This is a genomic window from Paraburkholderia sp. Ac-20347 (assembly GCF_017104805.1).
Classification (GTDB): Bacteria; Pseudomonadota; Gammaproteobacteria; order Burkholderiales; family Burkholderiaceae; genus Paraburkholderia; species Paraburkholderia tropica.
The window spans coordinates 1-15,974 of record NZ_JAAGPN010000186.1 but is presented as its reverse complement, the minus strand read 5'-3'; the positions used below and the strand labels follow the sequence as shown (position 1 = coordinate 15,974).

At 66.1% G+C, this 15,974-nt stretch carries 14 protein-coding genes; 3 read left to right on the top strand and 11 right to left on the bottom strand.

Features of this window, described 5'->3' with window-relative positions:
* The coding region (locus G3N97_RS27335; protein ID WP_205996142.1) for a substrate binding domain-containing protein at window positions 1–679 on the top strand (679 nt) is incomplete at its 5' end.
* A 65-nt stretch (window positions 680–744) separates the two neighbouring features.
* Here the strand turns inward: G3N97_RS27335 and ligD are convergent.
* Window positions 745–1,830: a non-homologous end-joining DNA ligase gene (gene ligD / locus G3N97_RS27330; RefSeq protein WP_241030860.1), complete on the bottom strand. Its 1,086-nt coding sequence runs from the start codon at window positions 1,828–1,830 to the stop codon at window positions 745–747.
* Between the two features lie 386 nt (window positions 1,831–2,216).
* Here ligD and serB point away from each other — a divergent pair, with 386 nt between their 5' ends.
* A complete protein-coding gene (gene serB / locus G3N97_RS27325; protein WP_205996144.1) occupies window positions 2,217–3,056 on the top strand; it encodes a phosphoserine phosphatase SerB in 840 nt (279 codons plus the stop codon).
* Between the two features lie 141 nt (window positions 3,057–3,197).
* Here serB and G3N97_RS27320 read toward each other — a convergent pair whose 3' ends face one another.
* Both G3N97_RS27320 and G3N97_RS27315 read right to left on the bottom strand, forming a co-directional pair.
* The gene (locus tag G3N97_RS27320; RefSeq protein WP_205996140.1) at window positions 3,198–4,382 is read right to left on the bottom strand and encodes a cystathionine beta-lyase; all 1,185 of its coding nucleotides are present in this window, start codon (window positions 4,380–4,382) and stop codon (window positions 3,198–3,200) included.
* A 125-nt stretch (window positions 4,383–4,507) separates the two neighbouring features.
* The gene (locus G3N97_RS27315) at window positions 4,508–5,692 is read right to left on the bottom strand and encodes a tyrosine-type recombinase/integrase (RefSeq protein WP_205996139.1); all 1,185 of its coding nucleotides are present in this window, start codon (window positions 5,690–5,692) and stop codon (window positions 4,508–4,510) included.
* A gap of 80 nt (window positions 5,693–5,772) precedes the next feature.
* Here G3N97_RS27315 and G3N97_RS27310 point away from each other — a divergent pair, with 80 nt between their 5' ends.
* Window positions 5,773–6,897: a DNA-binding protein gene (locus G3N97_RS27310; protein ID WP_205996138.1), complete on the top strand. Its 1,125-nt coding sequence runs from the start codon at window positions 5,773–5,775 to the stop codon at window positions 6,895–6,897.
* Window positions 6,898–6,916: 19 nt separating this feature from the next.
* Here G3N97_RS27310 and G3N97_RS27305 read toward each other — a convergent pair whose 3' ends face one another.
* From G3N97_RS27305 to G3N97_RS27270, 8 genes are all read right to left on the bottom strand, one after another.
* Window positions 6,917–7,519 (bottom strand): hypothetical protein, encoded by a 603-nt coding sequence (locus tag G3N97_RS27305; protein ID WP_241030859.1) that lies wholly within the window; start codon window positions 7,517–7,519, stop codon window positions 6,917–6,919.
* Window positions 7,520–7,571: 52 nt separating this feature from the next.
* Window positions 7,572–8,501 (bottom strand): sugar kinase, encoded by a 930-nt coding sequence (locus G3N97_RS27300; protein ID WP_205996137.1) that lies wholly within the window; start codon window positions 8,499–8,501, stop codon window positions 7,572–7,574.
* Between the two features lie 5 nt (window positions 8,502–8,506).
* Complete coding sequence (gene rimO, locus G3N97_RS27295; protein WP_205996143.1) at window positions 8,507–9,844, bottom strand: 30S ribosomal protein S12 methylthiotransferase RimO; 1,338 nt, start codon at window positions 9,842–9,844, stop codon at window positions 8,507–8,509.
* Window positions 9,845–10,266: 422 nt separating this feature from the next.
* The gene (phaR, locus tag G3N97_RS27290) at window positions 10,267–10,884 is read right to left on the bottom strand and encodes a polyhydroxyalkanoate synthesis repressor PhaR (protein WP_205996136.1); all 618 of its coding nucleotides are present in this window, start codon (window positions 10,882–10,884) and stop codon (window positions 10,267–10,269) included.
* A gap of 154 nt (window positions 10,885–11,038) precedes the next feature.
* On the bottom strand, window positions 11,039–11,779 hold the full coding sequence (locus G3N97_RS27285; protein ID WP_065065584.1) for a 3-ketoacyl-ACP reductase: 741 nt from the start codon (window positions 11,777–11,779) through the stop codon (window positions 11,039–11,041).
* 169 nt (window positions 11,780–11,948) lie between these two features.
* On the bottom strand, window positions 11,949–13,130 hold the full coding sequence (locus G3N97_RS27280; RefSeq protein ID WP_205996135.1) for an acetyl-CoA C-acetyltransferase: 1,182 nt from the start codon (window positions 13,128–13,130) through the stop codon (window positions 11,949–11,951).
* Window positions 13,131–13,221: 91 nt separating this feature from the next.
* Window positions 13,222–15,207: a class I poly(R)-hydroxyalkanoic acid synthase gene (gene phaC / locus G3N97_RS27275; protein ID WP_205996134.1), complete on the bottom strand. Its 1,986-nt coding sequence runs from the start codon at window positions 15,205–15,207 to the stop codon at window positions 13,222–13,224.
* A 462-nt stretch (window positions 15,208–15,669) separates the two neighbouring features.
* Window positions 15,670–15,974, bottom strand: a 305-nt coding sequence (locus G3N97_RS27270) for a laccase domain-containing protein (protein WP_205996133.1), incomplete at its 5' end; no start/stop codon positions are given.

The following is a 15,974-nucleotide window of genomic DNA, read 5'->3' as shown; positions in this document are numbered from 1 at the left end:
CGTCGGACGCGCGCACGCCGCGCCGCAAGGCCGGTTGCGCGTATCGATGCCCTCGTCGTTCGGGCGTCAGCATGTTTCGCCCGTGATCGCCGAATTCTTGCGCCGCTATCCGGGTGTCAGCGTCGACTTGCGTTTGACCGATCAGGTCGTCGATCTCGTCGACGCGGGTATCGACGTCGCGATCCGCATCGGCGCACTCAAGGATTCGACGCTGGTGGCCCGGCGGCTCGCGGTGAACCGGCGCGTGATCTGCGCGTCGCCCGCCTATCTCGCGGAGCGCGGCACGCCGCATCATCCGTCCGATCTGGCGCGCCACGAGTGCGTGATACTCGGGGATCAGCGCGACTGGGCGTTCGTCACGCCCGCCGGGCCGCTCACGGTGCGCGTGGACGGGCGACTCGTCACCGACAACGGCGAAGCGATCCGCGACGCGCTGCTGGCGGGCTTCGGCATTGCACTCAAATCGACGTGGGATGTCGCGCCGCATTTGCGCAGCGGCGCGCTCGTGAGCGTGCTCGACAGCTACCCGCTCGCCGAAACCACGGCGATCTGGGCCGTCTATCCGAGCCGCGCGTTCGTGCCGCCGAAAACCCGCGCGTTCGTGGAGTTTCTCGGCGAGCATTTCGGCGATCCGCCGTATTGGGATGCGGGCGCGGAAGTCGAAAAAAGCGTGCGGTAGCGTAAGCACGTGAACAGCGCGCCCGGCCGCGTTCGACAGCACACGAACGGGCGCGCGGGAACACGCTACGCGCCGCCCTCTTCCAGCCGCAGCGTCAGTTCGCTCGTCACCGCCTGGCGCACGCCGGCGTAAGCGGCCCACGGATCCGCGCGGCTAACCTGCGCCATCCGTGCGCGCAGCACATCGAGCTCGGCGAGCGACCATTGCGCGCCGCCCGTCGTCTGCGTCAGCTCATCCCAGCCGATCGGCACCGATACGCCCATGCCGGGCCGCGCGCGCACGCCCCACGCGACCGCCGTGCTGGCACCGCGCGCATTGCGCAGATAGTCGACGTAGATCTTCTTCTTGCGATGCTCCGGGCTCATCGTCGCCGTGAACTGCGTGGGCCAGCCCGACGCAAGACGCTGCGCGACGGCGCGCGAGAACGCCTTCGACTCGTCCCAGCTCGTACCCGGCACGACAGGCACGATCACGTGCAGCCCTTTGCCGCCGCTCGTCTTGCAGAACGATTCGAGCCCGAGATCGGCGAGCACGCCGCGCGTGAGTTGCGCGGCCTCGATCACGCGGTCCCAGCCGAGCGCCGGATCGGGATCGAGATCGAACACCACGCGGTCGGGTTGCTCGACGTCGCTCGCGAGCGCGTTCCAGGTATGCAGCTCGATCGTGTCCATCTGCGCAACCTGCACGAGCGCCTCGAGCGTATCGATACTGAGCATCGCCGGATGGCCGGGATCGAGACCTTCGTGCTGGGTGACGCCTTCGATCGGCGCGCGCGCGCTGTGACGCTGAAAAAACGTCTCGCCGGCGAGACCTTGCGGCGCGCGCACGAGCGAAACGGGACGGTCGCGCAGATGCGGCAGCAACAAGGGCGCGACGCGCGCGTAGTAGCGTACGAGGTCGAGTTTGCGGATGCCGCTTTGCACGTCGATCACGCGACGCGCGCGGGTGATGCGGATGCCGGCGACTTCGCCGGTGGTGGAAGCTCGCCCAGAGCGCGTGCGCGGCGCGGTGGCACGCGGTGCGCGGGGCGTGGACGCGGGATGCGAGGCCAGTGCACTGGCGTCCGGAGCCTGGGCCCGGACGCCGATCGGCGTTCGGGTGGGTGTCGATGATGTCGACGAAGCCGATTCGGCCTTGAGAGCGTCCTGCATACCGGGTCCCCTTGCGCGGTGGCGCATGCGACGCATCGCGCGACGCGAGTCGCGACACGTACGGTTGACGGCACGCGGCGGCCGCCCCCGTCGGACGCCGCACGTGCAGTCATTGTGCCTCGAAAGCTCGCTTTCGTCGCTGAAAGCTGTGCGCCAGGCCGCATTGCGCCGCCGCATCGGGCGTCCGGGCCGCGCGGGCGCGCGCCGCCACGTACCGTCGCGCCTCGACGCTTACACGCGAGGCGGCCGCTCGCGCGCCCCGAAACGGTACAATCCGGCATTCATTCGCCGCGCGCGGCAGCCGCCAGGCCCGCCTTCGCGCCCTTTTTCGATTTTCGCCGTTTTCGGGCATCCGGCGCCCGTGCATGGTCCGCGCCGCTCACGTCATGAACCTCGTCATCCAGAGTCCCGCCCCGCTGCAAGCCGAACACCACAAGCCGCTCCTCGCGCTCGCGCGCGGCAGCCGCCTTACGCCGATCGACGCCTGCGCGCTGCGCATCGACAACGCCGATCCCGCGCAGCGCCCCGATCTCGACGTCTACTGCGGCACACACCAGCTCGACTACGCGTTCGTTGAAGCGGGCCGCACGCTGGCCGATTTCGGCCTCGTCGCGATGGACATGGATTCGACGCTCATCACGATCGAATGCATCGACGAAATCGCGGACTTCTGCGGCCTGAAAGCCGAAGTCGCGGCGATCACCGAAGCGTCGATGCGCGGCGAGATCAAGGACTTCAACGAGAGCCTCACGCGCCGCGTGGCGCTGCTCAAGGGCCTCGACGCGAGCGCGCTCGAACGCGTCTACGAAGAGCGTCTGCAACTCTCGCCGGGCGCGGAAACCATGCTCGCGGGCGCACGTGCGGCCGGCCTGAAAACGCTGCTGGTCTCGGGCGGTTTCACGTTCTTCACCGAGCGCCTCAAGGCGCGTCTGGGTCTCGATTTCACGCGCGCGAACACGCTGGAAATCGTCGATGGAAAGCTCACGGGCCGCGTGGTCGGCGAGATCGTCAATGCGGATGTGAAGGCGCGCACGGTGGTCGAAACCTGCGCGCAACTGGGTATCGAACCGCGCCGCGCGATCGCGATGGGCGACGGTTCGAACGACCTCAAGATGATGGCCGAAGCCGGTTTGTCGGTGGCGTTCCGCGCCAAGCCGGTGGTGCGCGAAGCGGCGAGCGTCGCGTTCAACTTCGTCGGGCTCGACGGGCTGTTGAAGCTGCACTGACTCGCACGAACGCTGCGCTGAATTTCCCCCGGCACGGCTCAAACTGAAACGGCCGCTCGCGTCCCACGGGACGGCGAGCGGCCGTTTTGCTTTGTCGTTCGCGTGCTCCAACTGAGCGCGCGAACTCAATTCACGCGCCCATCAAGCCAGCGTCGCGAGCGCGCGTTCGAGATCGGCGCGCAGATCCGCTTCGTCTTCGAGGCCGATATAGAAGCGCACCAGCGTGCCGCGATGCGGCCACTGCGCCGCGCTGCGCATCGACGCGATGTCGTACGGCATCGCGAGGCTGTTCGCCCCGCCCCAGCTCCAGCCGAGCGCGAACAGGTCGAGCGCTTCGCAGAACGCGTCGATCTGTGCCGCGCTGTAGCGTTCGTCGAACACCACCGAGAACAGGCCGCCCGCGCCCGTGAAATCGCGCCGGAAAAACGCGTGACCGGGACAGTCCTCGAAGGCCGGATGCAGGACTGCGGCGATTTCGCTGCGCGACTTGAGCCACGTCGCGAGCGCGAACGCGCTGCGGTCGTGCGCTTCGAAACGCGCCTTCATGCTCGGCAGGCCGCGCAGCACGAGTGAGCAGTCATCCGACGACACGCCGATACCCAGACGCATGCGCGCCGATTTGAGCTTCAGATACAGATCGCGGTCGCGCGTGATGGTCGCGCCCATCAGCACGTCGCTGCCGCCCGACTGGTACTTCGTGAGCGCCTGCACCGAGATGTCGATACCGTGATCGAAGGGCTTGAAAGCGAGACCCGCCGACCACGTATTGTCGATCGCCGTGATGACGTTGCGCGCGCGCGCCGCTGCCGTGATGGCTTGCACGTCCGGCACTTCCATCGTCACCGAACCGGGCGCTTCGATCCAGATGAGCTTGGTGTTCGGCTGGATCAGCTCGGCGATGCCCGCGCCGACCATCGGATCGTAATAACGCGCCGTGATGCCGAAGTCACGCGCGAGCCAGTCGCCGTGATCGCGGTTCGGCGAATAGACGTTGTCGGGAATCAGCACGTCGTCGCCACTCTTCAGGAGGCCGAAATAGACGTTCGAGATCGCCGAGAGACCGGAAGGCTGCAGCAGCGCGTGCTCGCCGCCTTCGATCGCGGCGATCCGGTGCTGGAGCATCGTGGACGTGGGCGTGGCGTGCAGCCCGTAGCGCCATTGCGCGTCGTTGCGCCAGTCGAGCGCGCGCACGGACGCGAGGTCCGGAAAGACCACGGTCGAGGCGCGCGTGACGGGCGCCGCGAACGATTCGAAGCCGGGGGTGAGATCGTCTTGCGGATGCAGGATCTGCGTCTGCACCGTGCGGCGGGAGTCGGGTTTCGTCATATCGGGAGTGATGCGTTGGTGCGTCGTTGATGCGTCGTTAGTGCGTCAAAAGGCGAGACGCGCGGCCGGACCGGCTGGCGGCGCGCGCGACGTATCCCGAAGATTAACACCGGCGTGCGGCGGTCTCATCGGGCGATGTCGCCTGGCGGCATATTCGGGGCGGCGGTGGTGCGTTCGTGGCGCGCGTCGTCGTCGGCGTGCAGATAGAGGCCGGTGGTTTCGATCGACGCGTGACGCAGATTCTTCTGGATGTAGCGCAGATCGGTGCCGGCGTCGGCTTGATGCGTCGCCGCGGTGTGGCGCAGCCAGTGCGTGGAAGCGCGGCGCAGCGTGTCGGCGCCGGCCGGATCGTCGGCTTCAAGGCGCTCCGCGACGCGGCGGAACACCGTCTTCACGATCAGATAGACCGCCGTGGACGTCAGCGGCCGCTCGTCGTTGCCCGCGACGCCCAGCACTACAGGGCGCGTTTCGCCCGGCGCGGGCATGCCCGGCAAACCGTGAAAGGCGCGGTAGCGCGCGAAATCGGCCATCAATTCGTCGCTCGCGGGCACGTCGCCTTCCACGCCGCCCTTGCCCACCACGCGCAGCCACCAGCGTCCACGCCGACGCTCGAAGTCGCCCGCGCGCGCCTGCGCCGCTTCGCTCGCGCGCAGCGCCGTGCGGTACAGGAAGCGAATCAGCCAGCGGCAGCGCTCGTAATGCTGGCGCTCGCGCGGCGTGTCTTGCGGGAAGGCGTCGATGCCATCGAGCACCTGCTGCCACAGTGCCTGATCGAGATAGCGCTCGACGCGGCGGCTGCGCGCGGCTTGCGGCATGCGCGAACGCCGCAGCGCGAGCGGATTGCCCGCAAGATAGCCCGCCGCAACGAGGTAATTGAACAGGCCGCCGAGGATGCCGAGCGCCTGACGGCGACTGCGCGGCGCGAGCGGTCCGTCGAACAGGCGGCGCTCGCGCCCTCTTCGCGGCCGCTCGGGATCGGCCCAGTCGGCGCTGGGCGCGGCGAGAAATTGCTCGTAGAGCACGAAATCCTCGCGCGTGAGGCTCGACAGCGGCTTGCCCAGCTTGTTGGTGCTCCAGAGCATCAGGCGCACCGCTTCCTTGCGATAGCTGCGCAGCGTGTGCGGCGACCCGGCGTATTCCGCGAGCCAGAGGCGTACGGCTTCGACGTCGTTACGCGCGGCCGTCTGCGCGATGCCGCCGCGCGCCCGGTTCACACCATCGCGGCCATCGAGCGCGGGCGGCAAGGCGGGCAAAGGGAGGAAAGCGGCGGCGCTGGCGTGATCTTCGGGGTCTACGAGTTCTTGCGACATCGACGGAGCAAGCGGTTTCGAGCGATTTCGTGAGCGTACAGCATCGATACTTTCGATTATAGGAGTTATCGTAAATTTCTATGCTTAATCGTTATACATATAACGTTATACGTGGATATACATTAAGATTAAGACCTATCCCCCGCTCTCCTGCCGAAAACACCATGTCCCGTATCAGCGATACCCGTTTGCGCACGCGTGAAACCGCGTCTCGCCTCGTCGCCGCCGGAAAACGACCGCATGAGCTGACCGTCGACCTGATTTACGCGGAAATCCGTCAAGGCAGCCGCACGACGATCAACGACGAACTCAAGCAATGGAAGGACGAGAAAACGCGCGGCGACGCCCTCGCCTCGCAACTACCGCCCTCCGTCGCGGACGCGATGCTGGCCGCGTGGACCGTCGCCGTGGAGCATGGGGAAAAGGTGTACGACGCGCGTGTCGGGGAACTGGAACAGGCTGGCGCGCAAGCCGAAGCGCGAGCGGCGCAGGCCGAGAAAGCGCGCGACGAGGCGCTGGAGTATCTGCGTCTGCGCGACGTGGAACTCGGCGCGAGCAACGAGCAGATCGCGGCGCTCAAGGCGCAGCTAGACGCCGCCGAGGCGCGCGCGAACGAAGCGGGCACGCGCGCGGCGGCGCTCGAAGCCCAGCGCGACGCGGAGCGCACGCAGGCTGAAACGCGCGCACAAGAACAACGGACGGCGCACGAACACGCCATTGCGGCCATGCAGTCGGCGCAGGAAGCGCGCGACGCCGCCTTTCAGTCCGAACTCGACAAGGCGACGCAGCGCATGGAAGGCGTGCAGAAGCACATGATGCAGCAGATCAGCGAAGCCCGCGAAGAGCGCAGGCGTGCGGACGCGCTGGCGGCGGGCGCGCAGCAGCGCAACGAACAACTGGTGAGTGAATTGGGCGCGGCGCGCGCGCAGGAAGCACAGCAGACGAATGCACTGCGCGACGCGCAGGGCCGTCTCGACGCCCTGCTCGCGCAGGAAGCGCAATGGCAACGCGAACGCGCAACGCTGGAAAGCGAACTGACGCGGCTGGCCACCTTGCACGGCCAGCCTGTTGCTTCATCGAAACGAACGGGCGCGCGCAAGAAACCGCGCACGGCGCTCGACGCGCCTCGTGTCACGCGCATCACGCGCGTGGCGCGCACACGTTCCGTTCAGGCCGAGACGCACGATCGAACAAAGGGCGATTGAATCCGCCCGCTGACGCAGCTTACTCGCCCGTCACCACATTGCCGACGCCGTTGACCGCCTGAGCGCCCTTCGCCGCCGGGCTCGCCGCCGACGGCACCGCCATGCCTGCCGCCACGGGCTTCAACTCGAACGGCTGCGGATTCGAATCGTCGACTTCCATGCGATCGCCGGAGATAGAACCGTCGGCGGCAAACGTGCCAACCCAGTTGCCGACGATGCGCGTACCGTCGTCCGACTCTTCCGCTTCGAGCGTCTGGCCGGTGCGGTCGCCCGCGATCAGGATCACTTCGCCCGTGTCGGTGAACTGATACTCGCCGTGGATGCCGCTCGGATCGTCGGGATCGGACTTCTTGCCCAGCCGCATCACGATCGCGCGCTTACCGAGCGTGCCGGTGTACTGCGGATAGTGCGCGAATTCGGGATTCGGCTTGAGCGTCGAATGCACCTTGATGATCGCCGAGCCTGCCGACGCACCTGCCGATGCACCTTTCGCGCCGCCATCGCCCACCGCACACGCCGCGAGCGGCAATGCGAGCACGCAGGCCGCGAACAGGCTCCACGCGCGCGGCGCGTTCGATGAACGGCGCGCGCCGCTCGGGTCTTTCGAAATCGATACTTCCATCACACTCCCTGATTCGTGTGCCGCCCGCCTGGCAAGCGCGAAGAACGCGCGCTCAGGCGTCGGCCAGCGTGCGCTCGACGTCTTCGCGGCGCGGAATCGGCGCGACGGCGCCATAGCCGAGCGTCGACAGCGCGGCCGCCGCATTGGCGTAGCGCGCGGCCGCGAACGGATCGTCGCCGGCCACGATGCGCGCGATGAAGGCGCCGCCGAAGCAATCGCCCGCGCCCGTTGCATCGACGGCGGCGACCACGCGGCCCGGCACCAGGCGGCGCTCGCTGGGCGTCGCCACATACGCGCCTTCCTTGCCGAGCTTGAGCGCGACGACGCGCGAACCCAGCGACAGCAGCCGGTCCACGATGGCGTCGCGGTCATCCAGTCCGGTCAGCACGGCGACGTCATCCCAACTCGGCAGGCAGATGTCGGTCGCGCGCAGCACTTCGGTCATCACCGCGCGGGCGCGCGCGAGCGGCCACAGCTTGAGCCGCAGATTGGTGTCGAAGCTCACCTGCACGCCGCTTGCGCGCGCGTGTTCGATGGCCGCGAACGCCGCGTCGCAAGCCGCATCGCCAATCGCGACGCTGATACCCGACAGATGCAGCACGCGCGCGGCGGCCAGCGCCTCGCGCGGCAGATCGCCGGGAGCATAGCGGCTCGCCGCCGAGCCCTTGCGCAGATAGTCGAACGCGTGGCCGTTCGGGCCGTGCGAGACGAAGTAGACACCGGTGGGCGCGTCGGCGTTCACACGCACGTTCGCCGTATCGACGCCCTCACGCGCCCACAGATCGAGCAGCAGACGCCCGAACTGGTCGTTACCGACCGCCGAAACGAAACCGGTGTGCGCGCCCTGGCGCGCCGCCGCGATCGCGAAATTCGAGGTGTCGCCGCCGAAGCCTTGCAGATACTGCGGCTGGCCCGGCGTCGCCTGATTGAACTCGACCATCGCCTCGCCGTACGCGAGGATCTGCGGCGCGGTTTGCGTCATGCCGCTCAGACCTCGCCCCAGAGGTCGTGGCCGTCGGCGCCCGTGATCTTCACCGAGACGAAGTCGCCAACCTTGTAACGCTTCGACGCCTTCGTCGCCGGCGCAACGTAGACCACGCCGTCGATCTCGGGCGCGTCCGCCGCCGTGCGGCCGATGCCGCCGTCGGCGTTCACTTCGTCGATCAGCACCTTGAGCGTCTTGCCGACCTTGCGCTGGATGCGTTTCGCCGACACTTCCTCGGCCACTTCCATGAAGCGCGCGCGGCGTGCCTCGCGCACATCGTCGGGCAGCGCGCCGTCGAGTTCGTTGGCCGTCGCGCCTTCGACCGGCGAGTAGGCGAAACAGCCCACGCGGTCGAGTTCGGCTTCGCGGATGAAGTCGAGCAGCGTTTCGAACTGCTCTTCCGTCTCACCGGGGAAACCGGCGATGAACGTGCTGCGGATCGTGAGATCCGGGCACATTTCACGCCACGCCTTCACGCGCTCCATGACCTTTTCGGCGTTCGCGGGACGCTTCATGCGCTTGAGCACCTCGGGGTGCGCGTGCTGGAACGGCACGTCGAGATACGGCAGCACGTGGCCCTTGAACGGACCTTCGGCCATCAGCGGAATGACTTCGTCCACGCTCGGATACGGATACACATAATGCAGGCGCACCCACGCGTTGTACTGCGCGGCGAGTTCGCCGAGCGCCGTGACCAGATCGGTCATGCGCGTCTTGATCGGCTTGCCGTTCCAGAAACCCGTGCGGTACTTGACGTCGACGCCGTACGCGCTCGTGTCCTGCGAGATCACGAGCAGTTCCTTCACGCCCGACTTGAAGAGGTTTTCCGCTTCGAGCATCACTTCCGCCACCGGACGCGAAACCAGATCGCCGCGCATCGACGGGATGATGCAGAACGTGCAGCGGTGATTGCAGCCTTCCGAAATCTTCAGATAGGCGTAGTGGCGCGGCGTAAGCTTGATGCCCGCGGCCGGCACGAGGTCGACGAACGGATCGTGCGGCTTCGGCAGATGGCTGTGCACCGCCTGCATCACTTCGCCGACGGCGTGCGGACCGGTCACGGCCAGCACCTTCGGATGCACTTCTTCGATCAGGTTCGAACCGCTCGCGCTGGCCTTCTTGCCCAGACAACCCGTGACGATGACCTTGCCGTTCTCGCTCAGCGCTTCGCCGATGGCGTCGAGGCTTTCCTGCACGGCTTCGTCGATGAAGCCGCAGGTATTGACCACCACGAGGTCGGCGCCGTCGTACGAACCCGAGATCTCGTAACCTTCGGCGCGCAGCTGGGTAATGATCTGCTCGGAGTCGACAAGCGCTTTCGGACAGCCGAGGGATACCATCCCGACGCGCGGCGCGGGATTGCGGGAGGTCGTTGATTCAACAGGGTTTTTCACGTGTACGTCCGGAGGTGGGGCGCAGGGCGTTCGTTGCGCCGCGCGATGTTCAAGCCAATCCACCATTTTACCTGTTTGGCACAGGCAGCGGCGCACCCGGGAAGGCGGCAGATAAGGCGAGCGGGGGTCAGATGAGGCGCGGGGCGTCAAGCCGCGCGAACACGCAACGCGGATGAGCACAGAAAAACGCCAGGCGGAACGCGCGCCGCGCGAGTCGAGTGCGCCTCGATCGCGCCCGCGCGCGCCGGATCCGGAGCGCCGGACGCCCTTGCGGCGCCCGCTGCGCGAGCCGAACGCTGCGTGACGCCGGGCGGCGCGTCGTCACGCGCGAGCCGGGTCAATCACGCTCATTGCCACACTTGATACGCTTACTTCTTCTCGTCGTCGCTGCCGCCTTCGGTCGCGCCATGCGCGGGCGCAGCCGGTGACGGCGAACCCGTGGGCTCCGCGGGCTTGAACGGGAAGCTGCTGAACATGTTCTTCGCCTGGTTCTGCATCTGCTCCTGCATCTGCACGAACATGTTCTTCGACTGCTCGATGTAGCTGGTCATCATGCCCTGCATCATCGGCGCCTGCATGTTCATGAACTGCGACCAGACCTCGGGATTCATCGCGTTGCCTTCGTAAAGGTTCTTCGACTGATCGGCGAGCTTGTTCTGGATGTCGATGAACGCCTGGATGTTCTTTTCCAGGTAAGTGCCCATCATGCCCTGCATCGCATGCCCGTAGAAACGGATGATCTGCGACAGCATCGACGACGAGAACATCGGCAGGCCGCCGCTTTCCTCTTCGAGAATGATCTGCAGCAGAATGCTGCGCGTCAGATCCTCGTTGGTCTTCGCGTCGATGACCTTGAATTCCTCCTGCTCGAGCACGAGTTGCTTCACATCCGTCAACGTGATGTAGGTGCTCGTCTCCGTGTCGTACAGCCGACGGTTCGGATATTTTTTGATCAGTCGTTCGGCGGTTTTCTTTGTAGTCGTCATGTGTCGCCCTTGTATGCGCCAACGCGCGACGGCCGATGCCATCGCGCGTCGTCTAGCCCGGCGGCGAGCCTGCCCCGGCGTGCAAACAGGCGCGCCGCCGCCATCGATCCCCTGTGCCGCCGCGCGTCCCCTGCCAGGCGCGCGGCGAGCGGGATCAGCCCATGTGCAACCCGCCGTTCAGCGAGAAGTCAGCACCGGTTGCGAAGCCCGACTCTTCCGAGGCGAGCCACGCGACGATCGAGGCGATTTCCTCCGGCGCGCCGAGGCGGCGCACCGGAATGGTCGCGACGATCTTTTCCAGCACGTCGGGACGGATCGACTTCACCATGTCCGTGCCGATGTAGCCCGGCGAAACGGTGTTGACCGTCACGCCCTTGGTGGCCACTTCCTGCGCGAGCGCCATCGTGAAACCGTGAATCCCGGCCTTGGCCGTCGAGTAGTTGGTCTGCCCGAACTGGCCCTTCTGGCCGTTCACCGACGAAATATTGATGATGCGCCCGAAGCCGCGCTCGACCATGCCGTCGATCACCTGCTTCGTGACGTTGAAGAGGCTCGTCAGGTTCGTGTCGATGACCGCGGTCCAGTCTTCGCGCGTCATCTTGCGGAACACGACGTCGCGCGTGATGCCCGCGTTGTTGACGAGCACATCGACCTCGCCCACTTCGGCCTTGACCTTGTCGAAGGCCTGCGCCGTCGAATCCCAGTCGCCCACGTTACCTTCCGAGGCGATGAAGTTGAAGCCGAGCGCCTTCTGGTCCTCGAGCCACTTCACGCGACGCGGCGAGTTCGGGCCGCAACCGGCGACCACCTTGAAGCCCTGCTTTTCGAGGCGCTGGCAGATGCCCGTTCCGATGCCGCCCATACCGCCCGTTACATACGCAATACGCTGTGACATAAACCACACTCCATTATCGTTATCCGGAGCGCCGATCGACGGCCCCGGCCTCGCCTCTGTCTGCTGTTGCTGGTCCTGCTGCTTACCGTTCCCTGCTTGCCGCATTCGAGCGCGAAAGCGTACCGCGAAGCGGCCGCTTTCGCAGCCGCATTTGCAACGTATCCCGCGCTTACGGACGCTCGATTGCGAGCGCCACGCCCATGCCGCCGCCGATGCACAGCGACGCCAGACCACGCTTGGCGTCGCGGCGCTGCATTTCGTGCAGCAGCGTCACCAGAATCCGGCAACCCGACGCGCCGATCGGATGGCCGATCGCAATCGCGCCGCCGTTCACGTTGATCTTCGACGTGTCCCAGCCCATCTGCTTGTTCACCGCGAGCGCCTGCGCCGCGAACGCCTCGTTGATCTCCATGAGATCGAGATCGCTCGCCGACCAGCCCGCGCGCTCCAGGCAGCGCTTCGACGCCGGCACCGGACCGATGCCCATCACCTTCGGATCGACGCCCGCGCTCGCGTACGCCTTGATGCGCGCGAGCGGCTTCAAACCGAGTTCTTCGGCCTTCTTCGCCGACATCACGACCACCGCCGCCGCGCCGTCGTTGATGCCAGAAGCATTCGCCGCCGTCACCGTGCCTTCCTTCGAGAACGCCGGCTTCAGGCCCGCGAGCGATTCCGCCGTCACGCCGTGACGCACGAATTCGTCGGTCTTGAACACGAGCGGATCGCCCTTGCGCTGCGGAATTTCGACCGGCACGATTTCGTCGTCGAAACGACCGGCTTTCTGCGCGGCTTCCGCCTTGTTCTGCGAGGCCGCGGCGAACGCGTCCTGTTCTTCGCGCGTGATGCCGTATTCCTTCGCGACGTTCTCGGCCGTGACGCCCATGTGGTACTGGTTGTACACGTCCCACAGACCGTCGACGATCATGCTGTCGATGAGCTTCGCATCGCCCATGCGGAAGCCGTCGCGCGAACCCGGCAGCACGTGCGGCGCCGCGCTCATGTTTTCCTGACCGCCCGCCACGACAATCTCGGCGTCGCCCGCGATGATCGCGTTCGCAGCCAGCATCACGGCCTTGAGGCCCGAACCGCAGACCTTGTTGATCGTCATCGCCGGCACCGCCGCCGGAAGACCCGCCTTGATCGAAGCCTGACGCGCCACGTTCTGGCCCGAACCGGCCGTCAGCACCTGACCCAGGATCACGTCGCTGACCTGCTCGGGCTTCAGTCCCGCGCGCTCCAGCGCCGCCTTGATGACGATGGCGCCCAGATCCGGCGCGGCCACCTTCGCGAGCGAGCCACCGAACTTGCCTACCGCGGTGCGTGCGGCCGAAACGATCACAATCTCAGTCATTTTCAGTTCCTCCGGGCGGCGCGATTCTGCGAGAGACGCACACCCAGTCAAGTTAAAAACCCGTCAATTTCCTTGCGTGCCCGCGCGCGTATCACTCGCGCTGCTGCACGTATCGGCCCGGTGCGGGCTCGATTTCCGGAAACTCCGCGGAGCCCGCCTGCGCGCGCGGCTTGACCTTCTTGCCGCCGAACTGGTCGAGCCATTCGGCCCACGTGGGCCACCAGCTGCCCGGCTGCTCCGTTGCCTCGCCAAACCAGTCGTCCGCCTCGTCGGGCAGATGTTTGGCGTCGGTTTCGAAGCTCCAGAAACTACGCTTGTTCTTCGAAGGCGGATTGATCACACCCGCGATATGCCCCGACGCGCCCAGCACGAATTTGAGCGGCCCCGAGAGCAGCGGCACCGACGCATACGCCGTGCGCCACGGCACGATGTGATCCTCGCGCGAGCCGTAGATGAACGTCGGCACGTCGATGCGCGAGAGGTCCACTTCCTCGCCGCACACCGTGAGCGCGCCCGGCTCGCGCAGCTTGTTTTCCAGATACGTATTGCGCAGATACCACGCATACATCGGGCCAGGCAGGCTCGTCGAGTCGCTGTTCCAGTAGAGCAGATCGAACGCGGCGGGCGTGCGGCCCTTGAGGTAATTGTCGACGACGTAATTCCAGACGAGATCGTTCGGACGCAGGAACGAGAACGTGTTGGCGAACTCCATGCCGCGCATGAGGCCAGGCGTGCCGCCGCTCTTGCCGCCGATGGTCTGCTCGCGCATCTGCACGTGCGCCTCGTCGACGAACACGTCGAGCACGCCGGTGTCGGTGAAATCGAGCATGGCCGTGAGCAGCGTCATCGACGCAACCGGATGTTCGCCGCGCGCCGCCGCGACGGCCAGCGCCGTGGCGAGCAGCGTGCCGCCCACGCAGAAGCCGAGGCCGTTGATCTGCTCGCGGCCACTGATGCTGCGCACCGTGTCGATCGCGCGCAGCACGCCGTCTTCGATGTAGTCGTCCCAGTCCTTGTCGGCGATGGACGCGTCGCCGTTATGCCAGGACACGAGGAACACCTGCTGCCCCTGCTCGAGCGCGTACGCGACGAGCGAGTTCTCGGGCTGCAGGTCGAGGATGTAGAACTTGTTGATGCACGGCGGCACGATCAGCAGCGGCCGTTCGCGCACGGTCGGCGTGCGCGGCTTGTATTGAATCAGCTGGAACAGCGCGTTCTCGTAGACGACCGAGCCTTCGGTGGTCGCGAGATTGCGGCCCACCACGAAGCGCGATTCGTCGGTTTGCGAGATCTTGCCGCGCGTCATGTCGCCGAGCAGATTCATCACGCCCTGACGCAGGCTTTCGCCGTGGCTTTCGAGCAGCGCGTTCTGCGCTTCCGGATTCAGCGCGAGAAAGTTGCTGGGCGACGCCGCAGCGGTCCATTGCTGCACGACGAAGCGGATGCGCTCGCGCGTTTTTGCATCGGTGTCGAGCGCGTCGACGAGTTCATGCAGATAGCGCGCGTTCAGCAGATACCACGCAGCCGTGAAGGCATACGCGGGCGTGGCCTTCCAGGCCTCGGCGCTGAAGCGGCGGTCCTTGAGTTCGGGCGCCTTGGGCGTGGCTGCCGACGCTTCGCGCAGCAGTTCCATCGCATCGCGCGAATAATCGGACTGGAGATGCTGCAGCCGCGTGGGTTCGATCGACGCCGTGGGCATCTTGAACGCATCGAGCGCGCCAAACGGTGAAGCCATGCCCGGGTTCATCGCAGCCGGATTGAACGCCGCGGGATTGAAAGCGGCAGGATTGAACGCAGAAGGATTAAAAGCCGTGGGATTGAACGCCGCGCCGAAGGCCGCATGGAGCGGATTCGCCGCCGCGCCGTTCGCGCCGCCTACGCCCGGCTGAGCCGCCTGGCCCCACTGCTGCGCGCCCGTTTGTTGCGCAGCATTCATGGCGTTGCGCCAGGCCTGCGTCCACGCTTCGAGCATGTGCTGCATACCGGCCGCGTCCGGCGTGAAATTCGGAAAGAAAGACTGTGCACCGTCTGAAGCGCCCGCACCCGGGGCCGTCGTGGAACGTTGAGATGCCGTCATGCCTGCTTTTGACCGATGTGTCCCGAAGGACTGGTTGAGAGGCAGGTGGGCCGCGAACGCTGCGCTGCTGCCGTGCGCCTCGTCGCGTCCTGTCCCGTAGGTGAGGGACATTTTTGCTCCCCACTGCAAAGCGTGTCAATGCTTGTTCCCGATTTTGCCGCACTGCGATATTTTTTTTATTATCGTTTTCCCGATGTAATCCTCCGCTTAAATAGCGAACGTAATGGCGCAATGCGGTGGCGCACAAAAAATCGCCGTGCGCGCAAGTGCTTGCGACGCGCGAGGCGCATCCTCAATTCGATTCGCCACGCATGCCGTCTCGTATGACGCGCGTTACGGTGCAGCGCAACAAAATACGCGATCGTTCAATCTTCGAATCGATAAAGAAAAACGCGCTTCCACCGCGATAAGACTGCGAGGGAAGCGCGTGTTGTCCTGACGATGCGGCGCGTCAGATGCCGCTCAAGCCGTGATCCAGATCAGGGCGGCCATGCGGCCCGTGACAGGCTCGCGGCGATACGAATAGAAGCGCTCGCGATCTGTGAATGTGCACATGTCGCCGCCACTCGCGTGCGCGATGCCGAGTCCGGCCAGACGCAGACGCGCGAGCGCCGGAAGATCGGCGAAGAATTTGCCTGGCGCTTCGGCGCGCGGCGCGAATGCGGCCGCAGTGGCGGTGACCGTCGCGGCGCGTTGTGCGGCGTCGACAGCCTCGGCGTGATTCATGAACGCGTCACGCACGTCTGCCCCCACCTCGAAGGCTTGCA

Excerpts from the sequence above, each read along its gene's own strand:
- rimO (WP_205996143.1), bottom strand. The coding sequence starts at position 9,844 with ATGGTATCCCTCGGCTGTCCGAAAGCGCTTGTCGACTCCGAGCAGATC.
- G3N97_RS27305 (WP_241030859.1), bottom strand. The coding sequence starts at position 7,519 with ATGGAAGTATCGATTTCGAAAGACCCGAGCGGCGCGCGCCGTTCATCG.
- ligD (WP_241030860.1), bottom strand. The coding sequence starts at position 1,830 with ATGCAGGACGCTCTCAAGGCCGAATCGGCTTCGTCGACATCATCGACA.
- G3N97_RS27320 (WP_205996140.1), bottom strand. The coding sequence starts at position 4,382 with ATGACGAAACCCGACTCCCGCCGCACGGTGCAGACGCAGATCCTGCAT.
- G3N97_RS27310 (WP_205996138.1), top strand. The coding sequence starts at position 5,773 with ATGCTTAATCGTTATACATATAACGTTATACGTGGATATACATTAAGA.
- G3N97_RS27315 (WP_205996139.1), bottom strand. The coding sequence starts at position 5,692 with ATGTCGCAAGAACTCGTAGACCCCGAAGATCACGCCAGCGCCGCCGCT.
- phaC (WP_205996134.1), bottom strand. The coding sequence starts at position 15,207 with ATGACGGCATCTCAACGTTCCACGACGGCCCCGGGTGCGGGCGCTTCA.
- G3N97_RS27285 (WP_065065584.1), bottom strand. The coding sequence starts at position 11,779 with ATGTCACAGCGTATTGCGTATGTAACGGGCGGTATGGGCGGCATCGGA.
- G3N97_RS27300 (WP_205996137.1), bottom strand. The coding sequence starts at position 8,501 with ATGACGCAAACCGCGCCGCAGATCCTCGCGTACGGCGAGGCGATGGTC.
- G3N97_RS27280 (WP_205996135.1), bottom strand. The coding sequence starts at position 13,130 with ATGACTGAGATTGTGATCGTTTCGGCCGCACGCACCGCGGTAGGCAAG.
- phaR (WP_205996136.1), bottom strand. The coding sequence starts at position 10,884 with ATGACGACTACAAAGAAAACCGCCGAACGACTGATCAAAAAATATCCG.
- serB (WP_205996144.1), top strand. The coding sequence starts at position 2,217 with ATGAACCTCGTCATCCAGAGTCCCGCCCCGCTGCAAGCCGAACACCAC.